This is a genomic window from Verminephrobacter eiseniae EF01-2 (assembly GCF_000015565.1).
In the GTDB taxonomy this organism is placed as follows: Bacteria; Pseudomonadota; Gammaproteobacteria; order Burkholderiales; family Burkholderiaceae_C; genus Acidovorax; species Acidovorax eiseniae.
Map to the genome: position 1 here is coordinate 4255664 of NC_008786.1, position 16456 is coordinate 4272119.

At 65.0% G+C, this 16456-nt stretch carries 16 protein-coding genes and 2 pseudogenes; 16 read left to right on the forward strand and 2 right to left on the reverse strand.

Annotation, left to right across the window (positions count from 1 at the left end):
• Nucleotides 1-3: 3 nt before the first annotated feature.
• Nucleotides 4-1065, reverse strand: a complete 1062-nt coding sequence (locus tag VEIS_RS18660) for an IS630 family transposase (protein ID WP_011811554.1) — start codon at nt 1063-1065, stop codon at nt 4-6.
• A gap of 75 nt (nt 1066-1140) precedes the next feature.
• On the opposite strand from VEIS_RS18660, the gene VEIS_RS24960 reads away from it, so the two are divergent.
• Complete coding sequence (locus tag VEIS_RS24960) at nt 1141-1776, forward strand: TetR/AcrR family transcriptional regulator (protein ID WP_011811555.1); 636 nt, start codon at nt 1141-1143, stop codon at nt 1774-1776.
• Nucleotides 1777-1875: 99 nt separating this feature from the next.
• Complete coding sequence (locus tag VEIS_RS18670) at nt 1876-2565, forward strand: TetR/AcrR family transcriptional regulator (protein ID WP_232287746.1); 690 nt, start codon at nt 1876-1878, stop codon at nt 2563-2565.
• A gap of 39 nt (nt 2566-2604) precedes the next feature.
• On the opposite strand, the gene VEIS_RS29915 is transcribed toward VEIS_RS18670, so the two are convergent.
• Nucleotides 2605-2982, reverse strand: a complete 378-nt coding sequence (locus VEIS_RS29915) for an IclR family transcriptional regulator domain-containing protein (protein WP_011811557.1) — start codon at nt 2980-2982, stop codon at nt 2605-2607.
• A gap of 36 nt (nt 2983-3018) precedes the next feature.
• On the opposite strand from VEIS_RS29915, the pseudogene VEIS_RS18680 reads away from it, so the two are divergent.
• The 14 genes and pseudogenes from VEIS_RS18680 to VEIS_RS18740 all read left to right on the forward strand — a co-directional run.
• Nucleotides 3019-3564, forward strand: a pseudogene (locus tag VEIS_RS18680) (enoyl-CoA hydratase/isomerase family protein); the annotation flags it as partial.
• A gap of 28 nt (nt 3565-3592) precedes the next feature.
• On the forward strand, nt 3593-4834 hold the full coding sequence (locus VEIS_RS18685) for a CaiB/BaiF CoA transferase family protein (RefSeq protein WP_232287747.1): 1242 nt from the start codon (nt 3593-3595) through the stop codon (nt 4832-4834).
• A gap of 20 nt (nt 4835-4854) precedes the next feature.
• Nucleotides 4855-6021, forward strand: coding sequence for an acyl-CoA dehydrogenase family protein (locus VEIS_RS18690; RefSeq protein WP_011811560.1), 1167 nt, complete (start codon nt 4855-4857; stop codon nt 6019-6021).
• A gap of 234 nt (nt 6022-6255) precedes the next feature.
• A complete protein-coding gene (locus VEIS_RS18695; RefSeq protein ID WP_265259907.1) occupies nt 6256-7077 on the forward strand; it encodes a Bug family tripartite tricarboxylate transporter substrate binding protein in 822 nt (273 codons plus the stop codon).
• Nucleotides 7078-7129: 52 nt separating this feature from the next.
• Nucleotides 7130-7318, forward strand: a pseudogene (locus VEIS_RS30760) (3-hydroxyacyl-CoA dehydrogenase family protein); the annotation flags it as partial.
• A gap of 515 nt (nt 7319-7833) precedes the next feature.
• Nucleotides 7834-8403, forward strand: a complete 570-nt coding sequence (locus VEIS_RS18700; RefSeq protein ID WP_232287748.1) for a TetR/AcrR family transcriptional regulator — start codon at nt 7834-7836, stop codon at nt 8401-8403.
• Between the two features lie 91 nt (nt 8404-8494).
• Nucleotides 8495-9469, forward strand: a complete 975-nt coding sequence (locus tag VEIS_RS18705; RefSeq protein ID WP_011811563.1) for a Bug family tripartite tricarboxylate transporter substrate binding protein — start codon at nt 8495-8497, stop codon at nt 9467-9469.
• Nucleotides 9470-9606: 137 nt separating this feature from the next.
• A complete protein-coding gene (locus VEIS_RS18710) occupies nt 9607-9864 on the forward strand; it encodes a PhlB family protein (protein WP_041950188.1) in 258 nt (85 codons plus the stop codon).
• Nucleotides 9861-11015: a thiolase family protein gene (locus VEIS_RS18715; protein ID WP_011811565.1), complete on the forward strand. Its 1155-nt coding sequence runs from the start codon at nt 9861-9863 to the stop codon at nt 11013-11015. Before VEIS_RS18710 ends, VEIS_RS18715 begins: the two co-directional genes overlap by 4 nt.
• Before the next feature lie 8 nt (nt 11016-11023).
• A complete protein-coding gene (locus tag VEIS_RS18720; RefSeq protein ID WP_011811566.1) occupies nt 11024-11815 on the forward strand; it encodes an enoyl-CoA hydratase/isomerase family protein in 792 nt (263 codons plus the stop codon).
• 41 nt (nt 11816-11856) lie between these two features.
• Nucleotides 11857-12669 carry an SDR family NAD(P)-dependent oxidoreductase gene (locus VEIS_RS18725; RefSeq protein WP_011811567.1) on the forward strand — a complete coding sequence of 271 codons (813 nt, stop codon included), beginning with the start codon at nt 11857-11859 and terminating at the stop codon, nt 12667-12669.
• Between the two features lie 5 nt (nt 12670-12674).
• Nucleotides 12675-13685: an NAD(P)H-dependent flavin oxidoreductase gene (locus VEIS_RS18730; protein ID WP_011811568.1), complete on the forward strand. Its 1011-nt coding sequence runs from the start codon at nt 12675-12677 to the stop codon at nt 13683-13685.
• 50 nt (nt 13686-13735) lie between these two features.
• Nucleotides 13736-15214 carry an AMP-binding protein gene (locus tag VEIS_RS18735; protein WP_232287749.1) on the forward strand — a complete coding sequence of 493 codons (1479 nt, stop codon included), beginning with the start codon at nt 13736-13738 and terminating at the stop codon, nt 15212-15214.
• An 8-nt stretch (nt 15215-15222) separates the two neighbouring features.
• The gene (locus tag VEIS_RS18740; protein ID WP_011811570.1) at nt 15223-16422 is read left to right on the forward strand and encodes an iron-containing alcohol dehydrogenase family protein; all 1200 of its coding nucleotides are present in this window, start codon (nt 15223-15225) and stop codon (nt 16420-16422) included.
• Nucleotides 16423-16456: the final 34 nt, after the last annotated feature.

The window sequence follows — 16456 nt, forward strand, 5'->3', positions numbered from 1 at the left end:
GCATCATTGAACAAGCACCTGCCGAATGCGCCGTGATGGATCGTCGTACTTCCACTTGATGGGCTTGGGATTCTTGTTGTGTTCGCGGATGTAGCGCATCAGCTTTCGCCCCAAGTCCTTCACCGAGGTAAATACGCCGCGGGTTATGACATCACGCTGAATGCGCGAGAACCAGTTCTCCACTTGGTTCAGCCACGACGAGTACGTGGGTGTGAAGTGCATGCGCACGTTGCCGTGCTGTACAAGGAAGTCCCGCACGCGCTGGGTCTTGTGGCTGCTGACGTTGTCGCAGATGACATGGATCTCCTGCCGCTCGCACTGGCTGGCGACGATGTCGGTAAGGAAGGCGACGAATTGCTCGCTGGTGTGGCGCGCCGCGGTCTTGCCCAGCACCTGGCCGGTGGCGGTGTTCAGCGCCGCGAACAAGCTCAGCGTGCCGTTTCTCTTGTACTCGAATCCGTGGCTCTCGGCACGCCCTGGCGACAGCGGCAGCATCCGGTCCTTGCGATCGAGTGCCTGGATGGCGGTCTTCTCATCGACGCAGAACACCACGGCGTGCGCCGGTGGATTGAGGTACAGCCCGATCACATCGGCCGCCTTGGTCTCGAAGTCCGGGTCGTTGGACACCATGTGTCGATCCAGCCTTTGCGGTCGCACGTTGTGCTTGCGCCAGATGCGCTGAACAGCAGAAACGGATACGTCGCCAAGTTCAGCCGACAACTTGTAGCTGCTCCAGTGCGTGGAGCCATCGCTCGGCTTGCGCCTGAGCGTGTAGTTGAGCACCCGCGCTTCCAGTTTTGCCGGTGGCTGCTTGGGCGCGCGTCCCGGGTGCCGGGCGTACATGCCCGCCAGGCGCTCGCTGAGAAAGCGGCTGGACCAGCGGGAGATGAAACGCGAGTCGCATTCGAGCCTTTGCATGATGGTGTCGCGCGACTGACCCTCTTCGAGCATGAGGATCAGCTTGGCCCTGCGCACGTCCGCCACGCGCGCCGTGCGGCTACGCGTGGCGGTCAACAATTTGTCTCGCTCGGCGTCGGTCAGATTCATTTTTCCCATGCGTTGCATTTAACCACAAGCGGGGTGTTGTTTCAATGGTGCAGTGGACTAGTATTCTCTGCCCAGAAACGATTCTCCAGCGCCATGTCCGCCCAAACGCCCTCGAAGCGAAACACCCAGTCCTCCCGCAGAACACAAGCAGACCGTCGCCAAGACGCCGAGCAGCGCCTGCTCGAGAGCGGGCTCAAGGTGATCGCCCAGAAGGGCGTGGCAGGCATGACGCTCAACGAGGTTGGCGCTATCGCTGGCTACAGCCGAAGCTTGGTGGCGTATCACTACGACAACAAAGAACAATTCCTCGGCGCGCTGGCGCACTATGTGCGCCAGCGCATCCAGGAAGTCCGCGACCAGAGACCATCCGCGGAACCCGGCCTGCCCCGGCTACTCGGCAGCATCGCTCAGTACATGCGCACCCCTAGTTCACATGGCCGGGCGATCTATGCCATGCTCAATGAAGCCATGATCTTCGATGGCAACCTGCAGGTATACATGCGTGAGTTCACGCAGTTGACGATCAACACTTACGCCACCCAGTTGCGCATGGCCATCGAAAAAGGCAAAATCAGCGCCGATATCGACGCGGAGACCACCGCGATCGTCATCGTGGGGATGCTACGCGGCACCGCCATGCAATACCTGCTGGATCCAGAGCGGTTTCCAATGGAGAAAATCACCAGCACGATGCTTGATAGCGTGCGTCGCATGCTGGGCGCGACCTGAGCACCGGCCCCGGCATCCGCGGTTAACATTCGCCGGGTCCAACTTGCGAGTCAGATTGCAAGTTCCTAGCATTCAAGCATGTCAACACAGAGCCAGCCTTTGTCCAGCCCATCCGAGAACCCCGAAACCCTTGCCGATCCGAGTCGCCCCCGCGTGCGCCGCACTCAAGCCGAACGCGTCGCCGAATCGGACCGCCGCTTGATAGAAGCAGCCATCCGGCTCATCGCCCGCGTCGGCTACACCCACACCACGCTCGAATCTATCGGTGTCGAAGCTGGCTATAGCCGCGGCCTGGTCCAGCATCGCTTCGGCAGCAAGGAGCGGCTGCTGGAAGAACTGATCAAACACATCACCGCCGATTACCGCGAGCGACTGCTTGTGCGCCTGCAAGGCTTGCGCGGTATGGACGCGCTGTTCTGCGAGATCGACTGCTATCTTGAGGGAATGGACATGCCAGCCGAGCGATCACTCGCCTTCTTCATGTTGATGCAGGAGTCGCTAGGGCCGGTGCCGCAGATTCGTGCCACCTTCGCAGCCATCAGTGCGCGCTGGCACCGAGCGCTGACGCGCCAGATCGAGATCGGACAGCAGACGGGCCAGATCCGCTCCGACATCGACCCGGCCAGCGAGGCGCAACTGCTGATCGCGACGCTGCGCGGCCTGCGCATGCAGTCCATGCTGGACCCGCAAACCAGCAACACGGCGCTGTCCATCGAGTCGCTCAAGAATAACCTGTGCGCACGCCTCCAGGAACCCCGGCACACGCCCAGTGCGCGGTCTCGCGAATGAGGTGCGTCCGTTACGTTATTCGGCCTGCGTTGGCAGAAGTCAGTTCCCCCACGCTTGTTGAATGGCATCGATAAGGTCTTTGAGCACCTGAGCAAAGCGCTTGCAATCCTTGGTCTTCGATCCTTCCCGTGCTTCGAAGCTGATGTTCATAGCGTAGAGTTGGTGATCAGGCCCGATGAATGCGCGGCCCACGGCCTCATTCCCCGGCATGAACGCTGCGATGCTGTAGCCCCGCTTCTTGCCTTGCGCCACAGCGCTTTCCAACTCCCTGCGTCGCTGCGCTCCGCGGGAACTCGCACTGACACCGATCCTGGCGAGCACGGATTGCAGCACCTCCGGCGGTAACGCGGCCAGATAGGCCAAACCGACAGCAGTTTTTTGGACAGGCACGCGTGTGCCAAGCGTGACGCGCCGCAATTTGGAAACACTGTCAGGACTATGCCGTATGGACAGGCGGTGGATCCCACCGCGTTCTATGCGGAGGCGATGCGACTGTTCCGCAACCGCAAGCCCCTGGTGGCGGCGGTCGAGGGGGCCGCAGTTGGCGCGGGGCTGGGCCTGGCGCTGTTGACCGATTTTCGCGTGACCTGCCCGGAGGCCCGCTTCAGCGCAAATTTCAACCGCCTGGGCTTTCATCCTGGCTTCGGACTGAGCCTGACGCTGCCCCGCCTGGTCGGTGCGCAGAAAGCCGCCATGCTGTTCTACACCGGCCGCCGCATCGGCGGCGAGGAGGCCGTGGCCATCGGCCTAGCCGACGAGCTGGTGGACAAGGTACAGGTGCTCCCGCGCGCCATGGCACTGACGCAGGACATCGCAGCTTCGGCACCGCTGGCGGTGGCCTCCACGCGCCGCAGCCTGCGCGAAGGACTGGCCGAACAGGTGGCCGAGGCCAATCAGCAGGAGTTGGCGATCCAGCGCGAGCAGTTCCGCACCGAGGATTTCCGCGAGGGCGTGGCCGCGATGGCGGCGCGCCGCTTGCCCGTGTTCCATGGGCGTTGACAGCAGACAAGAGTATTCGAGAGCCCATATGACAACCTCACCCACTATGCCCGACGGGCAGCGCCAGCGCGCCCCAAGCAGTGGCCCGCTCGATGGCATTCGCGTACTGGACCTGACTTCGGTCGTTCTCGGGCCCCTGGCGACCCAGGTACTCGCGGACCTGGGCGCCGACGTGATCAAGATCGAAGGCCCAGAAGGCGACATGATGCGTGCCAACGGTGTGTCGCAGCACGCCGGAATGAGCTCCATCTACTTGGCGCTGAACCGGAACAAGCGCTCGGTCGTGCTCGACCTCAAGAATGAGGAAGGCGTCGCAGCGCTGAGGCACCTGATCGCGCAGGCGGACGTGCTCGTGCACAACATGCGCGTGGCCGCCATCGAGCGGCTGGGCTTCGGCTATGAGGCCGTGGCAGCACTGAATCCGCGCTTGGTCTACTGCATGGCCACCGGTTTCGGGCAGGACGGACCGTACAAGGACAAGCCCGCTTTCGACGACATCATCCAGGCGGGCTCCGGCTTGGTATCCCTGAACACGAACGGCGGCAACCGGCCGGAGTATGTGCCCAGCCTGATCGCCGACAAGACTACGGGGCTCGTGCTGGCCAACGCAGTGCTGGCGGCTCTACTGCACCGCGAGCGCCGCGGCGTGGGACAGTGCGTGGAAGTGCCGATGCTGGAGACGATGGCCAGCTTCGTGCTGGCCGAGCACATGGGTGGCATGACGTTCGAAGGTTCCACGGAAAGCGCGGGCTATGCGCGCTTGTTGCACGGCGGCCGACGGCCCTTGCAGACCCGGGACGGCTGGATCTGCGCGCTCCCCTACACCGATCGCCACTGGCGCGCCTTCTTTCATGCGGTCGGCCGGGACGACATTGGCGATGACTGCCGGGTTGCAGACAAATCTCAGCGAAACGCCAACATCCGCAAGCTCTACCAGCGACTGGCTGAACTCATTCTTGAGCGCACGACAGCCGAATGGATGGACCTCTTTGAGCAATTGGACATTCCAGCGACACCCATCCATGCACTCGGCGACCTGCCGGAACACCCGCATCTGAAAGCGGTCGGGCTGTTCCAGGAAACGCATCACCCGACGGAGGGCCCGCTCAGGGAGATCCGTCCGCCGATGCGGTTTTCAGCCACGCCGCTCTCCTTGCGGCGGCACGCGCCCAGCCTGGGCGAGCACACCCACGAAGTCTTGCTGGAAGCCGGCTTCACGCGCGAAGAGATGACGCGCGTCGTGGCAACAACGGCAACCGCGGTTGATTGAAACCCCTTGAGGAACGTATCGTGAATTTCAAACTGGAAGAAGAACACCAGATGATCCAGGACTTGGTGGCCCGCTTTGTGCGCGAGCAGTTGATGCCACTGGAATCGTCAGCGCTGGCACGGGAGGCATCGACCGGCGTGCTGGCACTGCTGCCGGAGGAGCAGGAACGGCTCGACGCGCTGTCGCGCGAACTGGGCCTGTGGGGACTGGACGCGCCCGCCGAGATGGACGGCCACGACCTGCCGGTGGTCGCGATGGTCGGCGTGAACGAAGAGCTGGGCAAAACCATCACGCCCTACGACTTGCCGCCCGACTCCCCCAATCTGCGCATGCTGATGCAGACCGCCAACGCCAGCCAGCGGGAACGGTATCTGGCCCCTTATGCACGGGGCGAGACCGCCTCGGCGATCGCGATCTCGGAGCCCGGTGCCGGCGGCGATCCGTCGATGATGAGCACACGGGCGGTGCGCGAGGGCGACGACTGGACCCTCAACGGCCGCAAGATCTGGATCAGCAAGGCCGACAAGGCCGACTGGACCATCGTGATGGTCGTCACCGACAAGGCACTGGGCGCGCGCGGCGGCATCTCGGCCTTCATCGTCGACAAGGGCACGCCCGGCTTCAAGGTGGAGCGGCGCATTCCTATGATTGGAGGGGTCTCCACCTACGAAGTGGTACTGGAAGACTGCCGTGTGCCCGGCACCCAGCTCCTGGGTCAGGAAGGCGCCGGTTTCGCGCCGATGCAGGCGCGCCTGTCCAGCCGACGGGTGCAGATGGCCGCCTGGTGCATTGGCCGCGCGCAGCGGGCGCTCGACATGATCTGCGAATACGCGCCGCAGCGGCGGACCTTCGGCGCACCCCTGGCGGAGCGCCAGGCCATCCAGTGGTGGGTCGCAGACGCCGCCACCCGCATTCACGCCTGTCGGCTCATGACCTATGACGCAGCGGCCCGCATCGACGCCGGCGACGAGGCGCGCACGCAGGTTTCCATGATCAAGGTCTTCGCGACCGAGATGGCCTGGGAAGTCATCGACCGGGCCATGCAGGCCCTGGGCGCGATGGGCATGACCAAGGAGCTGCCCCTGCAGCAGATGGCCAACGAAACCCGGCTGATGCGCATCTACGAAGGCCCGAGCGAAGTGCACCGGTGGGTGATCGCGCGGGACCTCCTGGGACTCAAGCGCTGACCTCGGGCGCTTGAGTCCCTGCCCCAGCAACGGTTCACAACCCATGAAATCAAAAAAGGAGACAGCATGACTTTCGCATCACTTAACCGCCGCCGCATGTTAGCCGGACTCTGCGTGGCATCCGCTGAGGCCTCTTGACCCGCCCTGGCACTGGCATCTGACGCCTTCCCGTCCAAACCGCTGCGCTTCGTCGTTCCGTTTCCGCCGGGCAGCGGCACCGACACGACGGCTCGGCTGTTCGCCCGGAAGATTGGCGAGATTACTGGACAGGGCGTCGCTGTAGAGAATAAGGCCGGCGGCAACGGCTTCATCGCGGTACAGAGCCTGTTGAGTGCACCGGCCGATGGGCACACGGTTTTCATCGGCAGCAATTCGACTCTCTCCACCAATGCAGCCCTGTTCAAGAAGCTGCCGTACGACCCGCTGAAAGACTTCGCGCCCATCAGCCTGCTCTCGCGCGGCGCCTGCGTCGTCATCGTCCCGGCCAATTCCAGGTACCAGACGCTGAAAGACCTGATCGACGATGCGCACAAACGGCCCGGCGCGTTGAACTACGGGTCCGGCTCCATTTCCTACAGGCTCTACTCGGAATGGCTCAACGAGATGGTGGGCATGAAGACCACCGAGATTCCCTTCAAGGGGGCAGGGGCAGCCATCAATGCAATTGTCTCGGGCGAGGTGGACTTTGCGGTGGTGGACGCTAGTGGCGCTATCGAATTGATTGTCGGCGGGCGGGTTCGCGGTTTGGCATTCACCGCGCCGGATCGAAGTCCACTGATCCCGAATGTTCCGAATGCATCGGAAGCGGGCATCCCCAATTTCCTGGCCTACAACTGGGTAGCGGCAGCTGTGTCCGCAAAGACGCCCGCTGCCATCGTTGAAAAACTGATCGCCCTATTCCAGCAAGTGGGCGCCGCACTCGACGTCCGGGAGTACTACTCGCGTCAGTCCACGTCGCTGCTCATGACGCCGCCGGCCGATCTGACGCGCTACCAGAAGGAAGAGATCGACCGGTGGAAGCGGTTGGCTCAGACGGTGAACATCGAACAACAGTGAGAGCGCCGAAGGCCCGTAGTGGCATCGGCGTCCAAAAAGAAAAAGCAAGCATGGGTATCCGATGGGGCCGTTCCAGGTGACGGACCTGGTCGGCGGCGACATCGGCTGAGCCACGCGCAAGCGCCGCGCCGCCACGCGCGGCCCGGCGGAACGCTACGTGCAAATCGCCGACCGCATCTGCGAGCGGGGCTGGTTCGGGCAGAAGACCGGACGCGGCTACTACCTATCCGAAGGCGGCTCGTGCGCCGATCCTTTGCGTCCACCAAACGACACGTAACAGTCGACACCCGCAGTCGAGAAGTTGACCGTCACCATGCCGGCAGGACCGGGACGCTTGGCATGCGTCGCGCAACTCAGGCTCGTGGTGATTCCCAACTGAAAGACCAGACTCGGACCATTGCGCGCTGCAGCCCCTCATCGGACGGCATCAGCCCCATCGTTCGCGCCGAGCACGCCGTTGGGTGATCAATGTGACGCGGCGATGCGCCCATTGTGAACGCTTGCCAATCGCCCACCATTTGGTGATCTGACCCTGAAGAGCAGTGTGCGCCCCGTTTTTGGCGCATTGGCTCAGACAACTCAGCATCAAGGGTTAACACCAATCATCATTAACTTGCGATACATACCGCAAATAAATATGATGACCACATGCAATGCTTGCACACACAGTCTTCTGAAGCACCCGGCGCCGCGACCGATGCTGCCCGCGTGCGACGCACCCAAGCCGAACGCGTCGCAGAGTCAGACCGCCGCTTAATGGAGGCAACCATTCGGCTAATCGCCCGCATCGGCTACACCCACACCACGCTCGAGTCAATCGGCATCGAGGCCGGCTACAGCCGCGGCCTAGTTCAACACCGGTTCGGCAGCAAAGAACGGCTGCTGGAAGAACTGGTCAACAAGATCGCCACGGACCACCGAGTGCGGTTGCTGGCACGGCTGAAAGGACTGCGCGGTATGGCAGCGCTGTCCTGCGAGATCGACTGTTATCTCGAAGGCATGGACACACCGCCCGAAAGTTCTCGTGCGTTCTTCATGCTGATGCAGGAGTCAATCGGCCCCGCACCACGCGTACGGAGTACCTTCGCTGCCATCAGTGTCCGCTGGCACCGGGCTTTGGCAGGCCAGATCGAAGCAGGCCAACAGGCCGGCCAGATCCGCCCCGACATCAACCCGGCGCGTGAGGCACAACTGCTGATTGCTGCACTGCGCGGCCTGCGCATGCAGTCCATGCTGAGCCCGCAAACCAGCAACATCGCGCTTGCCATCCAAGCCCTCAAGAACGACCTGCACACAAGACTAGCGGCCGCCTGCGCCGAACGCTAGCCCGCCCCCGCCGGACCTGTCCGCGCGACTAAACGACGACGGCCAAGCCCTACCCACACCACCTGAACATCATTTCGCAAGGAGACAAACCATGAAAACGCGGCATATCCGGATCGTGCTCAGTTGCGCATTGCTGAGCCTGACCACAACCCTCACACAGGCTGCGGAGTTTCCCAGCATGCCCGTACGGATCGTGGTGGGCTACGCCACCGGCGGCGCCTCGGACATCGTCGCCCGGCTGCTGCAGCCCGAACTGCAGCAGCGCCTGGGCCAACCCGTCATCATCGATAACCGACCTGGCGCCAACGGCAACATTGCCAATGAAGTGGTCGCTCGCGCCGAAACCGATGGTCATACGCTGCTGCTCGGCAACCCTGGCCCATTGGTCATGAACAGCTTCCTCTACAAGCAACAGCTGATCGACCCGGCTAAAGCCTTCGTCCCAGTGACGCAGCTCACCGAAAGCCCAATGGTCGTCGTCGTGCCTGCCGCATCGCCGGCCCGGTCGCTGCAGGAACTACTTGATCTGGCTAAACAAAAGTCTGGGGGCCTGTCTTACGGGTCCGCCGGCAATGGCAGTTCGATGCATCTGGCCGGAGCAACACTGCAGATGCGCTCCGGAGCACCTCTCGTGCACGTGCCCTACAAAGGTACCGGTCCAGCCATGACAGACCTGCTGGCAGGCACGCTGGATTTCATGCCCGACAGCCGCTCCACCACCATGCCCTTCATCCGCGACGGGCGCCTGCGTCCACTGGCCGTCACCGGTGCGCAACGCGTCGCAGACCTGCCGGACGTCCCCACCGTCGCTGAAGCCGGCGTGCCAGGCTTCAAGGTCACCACCTGGCTGGGCATCGTCGCCCCTGCTGGCACACCGTCCGAGCGCGTGCAGCGCCTCTATGAGGCGTTCAGGGCGGCCTTGCAAGCCCCCGCAGTCAAGGCACGGCTCGAGGAACTGGGGACCTATCCCGTCGGCAGTACGCCCAAGGCTTTCGCCCAAGCCCTGGATAGCGAGCGTCAGGAAGCCCGTCAACTCGTACAAAAGACAGGAATGAAGATCGAATGACTATCTCGACACGCACATCACCAACTCCGGAAGCGCCGCAGCTGCAGCTTGCACTCTGTGCGCGCTGCTCGGGCCTGAGCTTCCCGCCACAGGTTCCGGGTTGCCACCATTGCGGTGCACCCGCCAGCGAGCTGCACATGCAGGACTACGAAGGGCCGCTGCGCCTGCTGAACTTCGTCACCGTCCACGCGACCTTGACGCCCGGCCTTCCGGTACCAGCCGTCATCGGCGAGGTGGCCCTGGCACCGGATCTGGTCGAGGAAGTGCTCATCGACGTCGGCAGCGAAGACGAACTGCGTCTGGGCATGGCCCTGGAGCCAGTCTGGCAGCCCGGGAAGGCTCAAAGTGACGGCACTTGGGTGTTCCGTGCACCTGCAGCGGAGGTGGCATCTTGAACCGGCTGCTGCGTGAACGCACCGTCTACGTCGTGGGCATCGGCATGCACGCCTATGGCTTCCCATCGGAAACACCTTATGTGCAACTGGGCCTGCAGGCTGTCCGAGAAGCCCTGGACGATGCCGACTTGGCCTGGCCCCAGGTGCAAAGCGCCGTGGTCGGCACGGCGGCCCTGGGCATGGCCGCTGGCCGTGTGATGCTGCGCCACCTGGGCTCGACTGGCCTGGAGGTGCTGCAGGTCGAGAACGCCTCGGCGTCCGGCTCCACGGCTTTCCGCCTGGCCTGCCTGCAAGTCGCCAGCGGCGAGCGCGACGTGGTGCTTGCGTTGGGCGTCGACAAGTTCGGCGATGGCCGCCGCGCGGCCCTCAAGGACGGACTGCCTCCACTGAGTCCAACCTCGCATGTGCCGCTGGTGAAATTCGCGCTGTTGGCGCGTCGCTGCATGCGCGAGCAAGGATTGACGTTGCACGACATGGCCCGCGTGGCCGTCAAGAACCATGGCAACGCTGCGCGCAACCCCTATGCGCAGTTCCGCAAGCCACGCACGCTGGAGCAAGTGCTGGCCTCGCCGCGCGTGGTCGGCGATCTCACCGCGCTGCAATGCTGCCCACGGGGAGAAGGCGCCGCCGCGGTCATCGTGGTGTCAGAAGACGGGCTGCGCCGCCTCGACCTGGCGCGCACGCGCGCCGTTCAGGTGCTGGCCTCCGTCGCCAGCAGCGAGGAACTAACGCCGGAAGGCTCGCCACCGCTGGTCGAACTGGTGCGCAAATCCTCGGCGGCGGCGCTGTCGCAAGCCGGCATCGTGCCCAAGGATCTGGACATCGTGGAACTGCACGATGCCTTCTCCATAGAGGAACTGCTCTATACCGAGGCCATCGGTATCTGCGAAACCGGCGAAGGCGCGGCCTACGTGGCCCGAGGCGCAGCCGACATCGACGGTGGGGCTTGCGCCATCAATCCTTCCGGCGGCCTGATCGGCATGGGCCATCCGCTGGGACCAACCGGCGTCGGGCAGATCGCGGAGATCACGCGCCAGTTGCGCGGCGAGGCCACGGGACGCCAGCACCCCGGTGCGCGCCTGGCCTTGGCCCACATGATCGGCCTGGGCTCGGTCGCCGTGGCCCATGTGCTGGCTCGCGCCGGAACCTGAAGAAACATATGGATTACTCGACCCTGTTGTACGAAGTCGCCGAGGGAGTGGCGTTGATCCGGCTGAACCGCCCGGAGCGCATGAATGCCATCGGCGGCGCTATGAAAACAGAACTCCGGCAGGCCCTGCTCGAGCGTGCGCGCCAGGACCCGCAAGTGCGCTGCGTGATCCTCACGGGTGCGGGCGAGCGGGCCTTCTGCGCGGGCGCCGATATCAAGGAGCGCGCCGGTCAGGCCTTGCCCCAGCCGGAATACCACCTGCAGCAGAAGGCAACGCTCGCGCTGTTCCGCGAGATGGAACAGTTCGAGAAACCGCTGATCGCCGCGATCAACGGCGTCGCCATGGGTGGCGGGCTGGAGATCGCGCTGTGCTGCGACGTGCGTATCGCCGCGCGCGGCGCCCGGCTGGGCTTGCCCGAGGCCAAGATCGGCGCCTTGCCCGCGGCGGGCGGCACGCAGCGGCTGCCACGCCTGGTCGGCCCTGGCATCGCCAAGGAACTGATGCTCACGGGCGACGCCATCGGCGCCGAGCGCGCGCTGGCCATCGGCCTGATCAACCAAGTGGTCGAACCCGAGGCGCTGCTGCCCACGGCACTGGCCATGGCTTCACGCATGGCGGCCAACGCGCCGCTGGCGCTGCGCCACATCAAGCATGCCGTCGACCAGGGCATGCAGGTCGGTATCGACGCAGGACTGGAGTACGAGCGCTATGCCGCCGCGCTGGTGGTGTCCAGCGAAGACCGGCTGGAAGGCATGCGCGCCTTCGTCGAAAAGCGCCAGCCCCGATTCATTGGCCGCTGATCCGTATTCATCTCTTCACAAGCACACAAGGAAAACAACGCATGGATTTGCAACTGAACGGCAAGGTCGCCTTCGTCACCGGCGCGGGCCAGGGCGTGGGCCGCCGCATCTGCCTGGACCTGGCCGCAGAAGGCGTACGCGTCGCCGTCAATGATCTGTTCGAGGAGCGCGCCCGCACCGTCGTGCGCGAGATCGAGGCCATCGGCGGGCAGGCCCATGCCGCCGTAGCCGACATCACGCAGGAGCAACAGGTTCACGCCGCCATCGCCGCCGCCGAACAGGCGCTCGGCCCCATCGACATCCTCGTCAACAACGCTGGCGTGCTGGTCGAGCGGCGCGAGAAAGGCGGCCCCGCTCCTCTTTTCGTGGAAACTGATTCAGAGGGCTGGAAACGCATCGTCGACCTCAACGTCTTCGGCATGTTGCACTGCTGCAAGGCCGTATTGCCCGGCATGCGCGAACGCAGCCACGGCAAAATCATCAACATCATGTCCGAGGCCGGCCGGGCCGGCGAAGCCCGGCTGGCCGTCTACTCCGGCGCCAAGGCCGCGATGCTGGGCTTCGCCAAGGCCATCGCGCGCGAACACGGCCAGCACTGCATCAACGTCAATGTAATCGCGCTGGGAGCGGTCTCGCACGAAGGCATCCGCGAAGGCGCCCTGGCACCCACTTCCACGCCGCAGAACAACGAGCGCCTGTCCAAAATGCTGAACGCCTATCCGATCGCGCGCGGGCTGCAGCGCCTGGCGTGCCCGGAAGACGTCTCCGGCATGGTGTGCCTGCTGGCATCAGATCGCGCGGCCTTCGTGACCGGCCAGAGCATAGGCATCAGCGGCGGCTTCGTGATGCAGTGAGCGCCATGATCCATACACGGCTCACAGATCTGTTCGGCATCCGGCTACCCGTGTTGGGCGGCGGCATGATGTGGCTATCGGACGCACACTACGTGGCTGCGCTGGCGCGGGCGGGCGCGCTCGGTTTCATCACACCGCGCTCCTACGAGAGCCTAGATACCCTGCACGAAGCCCTGCGCACCTGCCGCCATGCCAGCGAAGGCCATCCGTTCGGCCTCAACATCACGCAGTCGCGCCGCAGTGAAGAAAACCGGATGATCCCGGCCTGGATCGACATGGCCCTGGAAGAAGGCGTGCGCAGCTTCGAGACCGTGGGCCCTGCTTCGAGGGCCCTGTTCGAGCGCATGCAAAACGGCGGCGGTCGCGTCATCCACAAGTGCGCCTTCATCGCGCACGCGCTCAAGGCGCAGGACGAGGGTGCCGATGCCGTGGCGCTGGTCGGCGGCGAAGCCGGGGGCCACCCGGGCACCAACGAACTTCCAACCTTCGTCCTCGGCGCGCTGGCGCTGGAATCGCAACGCCTGCACATCCCGCTGGCCATCGGCGGCGGCATTGGCAGCGGCCGGCAGATCGCGGCGGCCCTGGCCCTGGGCGCCGACGCGGTGGTCATGGGCACACGGTTGCTGGTCTGCGAAGAAATCTGGGCGCATGAGGACTACAAGCGGCATTTGCTGGCCCAGCCGGCGGAAGCCTCGATCCTGGCGCTGACGCGCACCGGCAACCCCTGGCGCGTGCTCGACAACGCCACGGTGCAGCGGACCCGCGAGCTGGAAGCGCAGGGCGCTACCAGCTATCCCGAATTCGGCGCGCTGGCAACCGGCCGGCTCGGCCGTGATAACGCCTATCTGCGCGGCGACTGGAACACCGGCCTGCTGTCCATGGGGCCGGCCATCGGCTTCGCCCATCACATCGAACCCGTACAAGCTGTGTTGCGCCGTTTGATGGCCGAAACCAGCATGCGTGTGGCTGACGTGCACGCACGCGAACTTCCCCTCTCCACCCTCCATCCCGCATGAACCCCAACCTCTTGATCTACAACGGCGGCCTGATACTGCCAGGCACCCAGTTGCAGGCACAGGCCGACCGCGCCGCCGCCGGCTTTGAACAGCTTGGACTGCGGGCTGGCGACACCGTCGCGGTGATGCTGCGCAACGATGTTCCCTATCTGGAGCTGATGCTGGCCCTCAACCAGCTCGGCATTCACCTGGTGGCCGTGAACTGGCACTTCCAGGCCGAAGAGGCGGCCTACGTATTACGCGACAGCGGGGCGCAAGCTCTGGTCATCCATGCGGACCTGTGGCCCACGCTGGCACCTGCCGTGCCGCCGGACGTGCGGGTGCTGGTGGTGCCCACACCACAGGAGATCATTGATGCCTACGGCCTGGCGCCGGCCCCTCTGCCCGACCAGGCGCTGCAGTGGGCGCAATGGCGCGACGGCTTCGCTCCCAGCATGACGCCGCCAGTCCCATCGCCGGGCAGCATGCTCTACACCTCCGGCACGACCGGCCGGCCCAAGGCCGTCATGCGCCTGCCCGGCACACCGCCCCAGCACGAAGGAACCATGCGCGTGCGCGCAATGGCCAGCCACGCCCGTGAAGGCATGCGCACGGCCCTGGTCGGCCCGCTGTACCACGCCGGGCCCAATACCGCCGCACGCGTGGCGCTACGGCTGGCCGAGCGCATCGTGGTGCTGCCGCGCTTCGATGCCGAGCAGTTGCTGCGCACAATCGAGCAGCACCGTCTCACACACCTGTCGCTCGTGCCAGTGATGCTGGTGCGGCTGCTCAAGCTGCCGCGTGAAGTGCGCGAGCGCTACGACCTGTCGTCCCTGGAGAACGTGACCCACGGCGGCTCGCCCTGCGCCCCGGAAGTGCGGCGCGCCATCATCGACTGGTGGGGCCCCATCGTCAACGAGACCTATGGCTCCACGGAAATCGGCCTGGTGACCATGGTCAGCGCGCAGGAATGGCTGCAGCGTCCGGGTACCGCTGGCCGCCCTTTCCCTGGAACGTCGGTCCGCATCCTTGGCCCCGAGGGCCAGATCCTGCCTCCGGGAGAAACCGGCGAGATCTACGTCGACCCGGGCGACAACGCCCTGCCCTTCACCTATCGCAACGACGCGGCCGCCCGTCAGGCCATCGAGCGCGACGGGCACATCACCAACGGCGATATGGGCTACCTCGACGCGGACGGCTACCTCTACGTCACCGACCGCAAACGCGACATGGTGATTTCCGGCGGGGTCAACATCTATCCGGCAGAAATCGAGCACGTGCTGGTGACGCATCCGGAAGTCGCCGACTGCGCGGTATTCGGCATTCCCGATGCCGAGTACGGCGAAGCGCTGGCCGCCGCCGTGGTGCGATCGCCAGGCAGCAGCTTGGACGCGGAGCAGGTGCGCGACTGGATGCGCCAACGCATGGCCGGCTACAAGGTGCCGCGGCACGTGGAATTCCATGCGGCGCTGCCGCGTGAAGGTATGGGCAAGGTGTTCAAGAACCAGTTGCGCGCCCCGCACTGGGAACGCGCCGGCCGCCGCATCTGAGAAACGCCATGTATCCACCATCGACACATCTGCTGTTCGGCACCGAGCCCGACCAGTACACCTTCGTCTGGCCCGGCCAGACGGTATTCGGGGCCGGCAGCGCCGAGCGCCTGTCCGCATGGATGCAGCACAGCGGTTCGCGAAAGCCGCTGGTGGTCAGCGATGCCGGTCTGGTAGCCGCCGGCCTGGTCGAACCGCACCTCGCGCGCCTGCGCGACGCCGGCCTGGTACCGTGCCTGTTCGACGGCGTGGAGGCCAATCCCACGCTGGACAACGTCGCCCAGGCCCTTGACCTCTGGCACTCGCAGGCCTGCGACGGCGTGGTCGCGCTCGGCGGCGGCAGCGTGATCGACGTCTGCAAGGTACTGCTGGCCCGGCTGTGCAGCGATGCGCCCGTGGAGCAGGTGCTGCGCGAGGGCGACGCGCTGCTGTGCCGGCCGATCCCGCCGTTCGCGGCCATTCCGACCACCGCGGGCACCGGCAGCGAAAGCACCACCGCCGCATTGGTCAAGGACGCCCAGGGGCGCAAACATGTGCTGCGCAGCCGCGCATGCCGCCCGCAATGGGTGGCGCTGGACCCGCTGCTGACACTGAGCGTCCCGCCCGCTGTCACGGCCTGCACCGGCTTCGACACGGTGATGCACGCACTGGGCGCGGCCACCAACCGCGCCACCAATCCCGTCGGCGAAGCCCTGGCCCTGCAAGCCATGGTGCTTTCGTTCCATGCACTGCCGCTAGTGATCGCTCAGCCCGACGCGCTGCAGGCACGCAGCGACATGCTGCTGGCCAGCTACCTGGCCGGCGTGGCAATGAGTCTGCGCGGCACCGACGGCATTCACGGGCTTTGCACGCCGCTGGAATCGCTGGTCGACGTGCCGCACGCGCATGTGCTGGCGGTCGTGTGCGTGCCCCTGATGCGCTTCACGCTGCCGGCCGCCACGTCTCCCTACGCCAGAGTGGCGCGCGCCTGCGGCCTGTCCGCAAAGCCCGCGGACGATGCAGCCTGCGCCGCAGAACTGGTCGAAGCCATCGACCACCTGCGCAGAGCGGCTCGGCTGCCATGCACATTGGCCGAACTCGGCGTCAAGGCGGACCGGCTCGAAGCCGTGATCGGCATCGCACTCGGCAGCCCTTCCGTGGCGCTGAACGCCCGCAAGCCGACACGGGACGACCTGGTCTCGCTCTACCGGGCTATGCAGCCCGCCTGAATTCCACCGTGTTCTTCACCCCTTATCCAGCACC

Excerpts from the sequence above, each read along its gene's own strand:
- VEIS_RS18660 (WP_011811554.1), bottom strand. The coding sequence starts at position 1,065 with ATGCAACGCATGGGAAAAATGAATCTGACCGACGCCGAGCGAGACAAA.
- VEIS_RS24960 (WP_011811555.1), top strand. The coding sequence starts at position 1,141 with ATGTCCGCCCAAACGCCCTCGAAGCGAAACACCCAGTCCTCCCGCAGA.
- VEIS_RS18685 (WP_232287747.1), top strand. The coding sequence starts at position 3,593 with ATGACAACCTCACCCACTATGCCCGACGGGCAGCGCCAGCGCGCCCCA.
- VEIS_RS18700 (WP_232287748.1), top strand. The coding sequence starts at position 7,834 with ATGGAGGCAACCATTCGGCTAATCGCCCGCATCGGCTACACCCACACC.
- VEIS_RS18705 (WP_011811563.1), top strand. The coding sequence starts at position 8,495 with ATGAAAACGCGGCATATCCGGATCGTGCTCAGTTGCGCATTGCTGAGC.
- VEIS_RS18710 (WP_041950188.1), top strand. The coding sequence starts at position 9,607 with ATGCAGGACTACGAAGGGCCGCTGCGCCTGCTGAACTTCGTCACCGTC.
- VEIS_RS18720 (WP_011811566.1), top strand. The coding sequence starts at position 11,024 with ATGGATTACTCGACCCTGTTGTACGAAGTCGCCGAGGGAGTGGCGTTG.
- VEIS_RS18725 (WP_011811567.1), top strand. The coding sequence starts at position 11,857 with ATGGATTTGCAACTGAACGGCAAGGTCGCCTTCGTCACCGGCGCGGGC.
- VEIS_RS18730 (WP_011811568.1), top strand. The coding sequence starts at position 12,675 with ATGATCCATACACGGCTCACAGATCTGTTCGGCATCCGGCTACCCGTG.
- VEIS_RS18740 (WP_011811570.1), top strand. The coding sequence starts at position 15,223 with ATGTATCCACCATCGACACATCTGCTGTTCGGCACCGAGCCCGACCAG.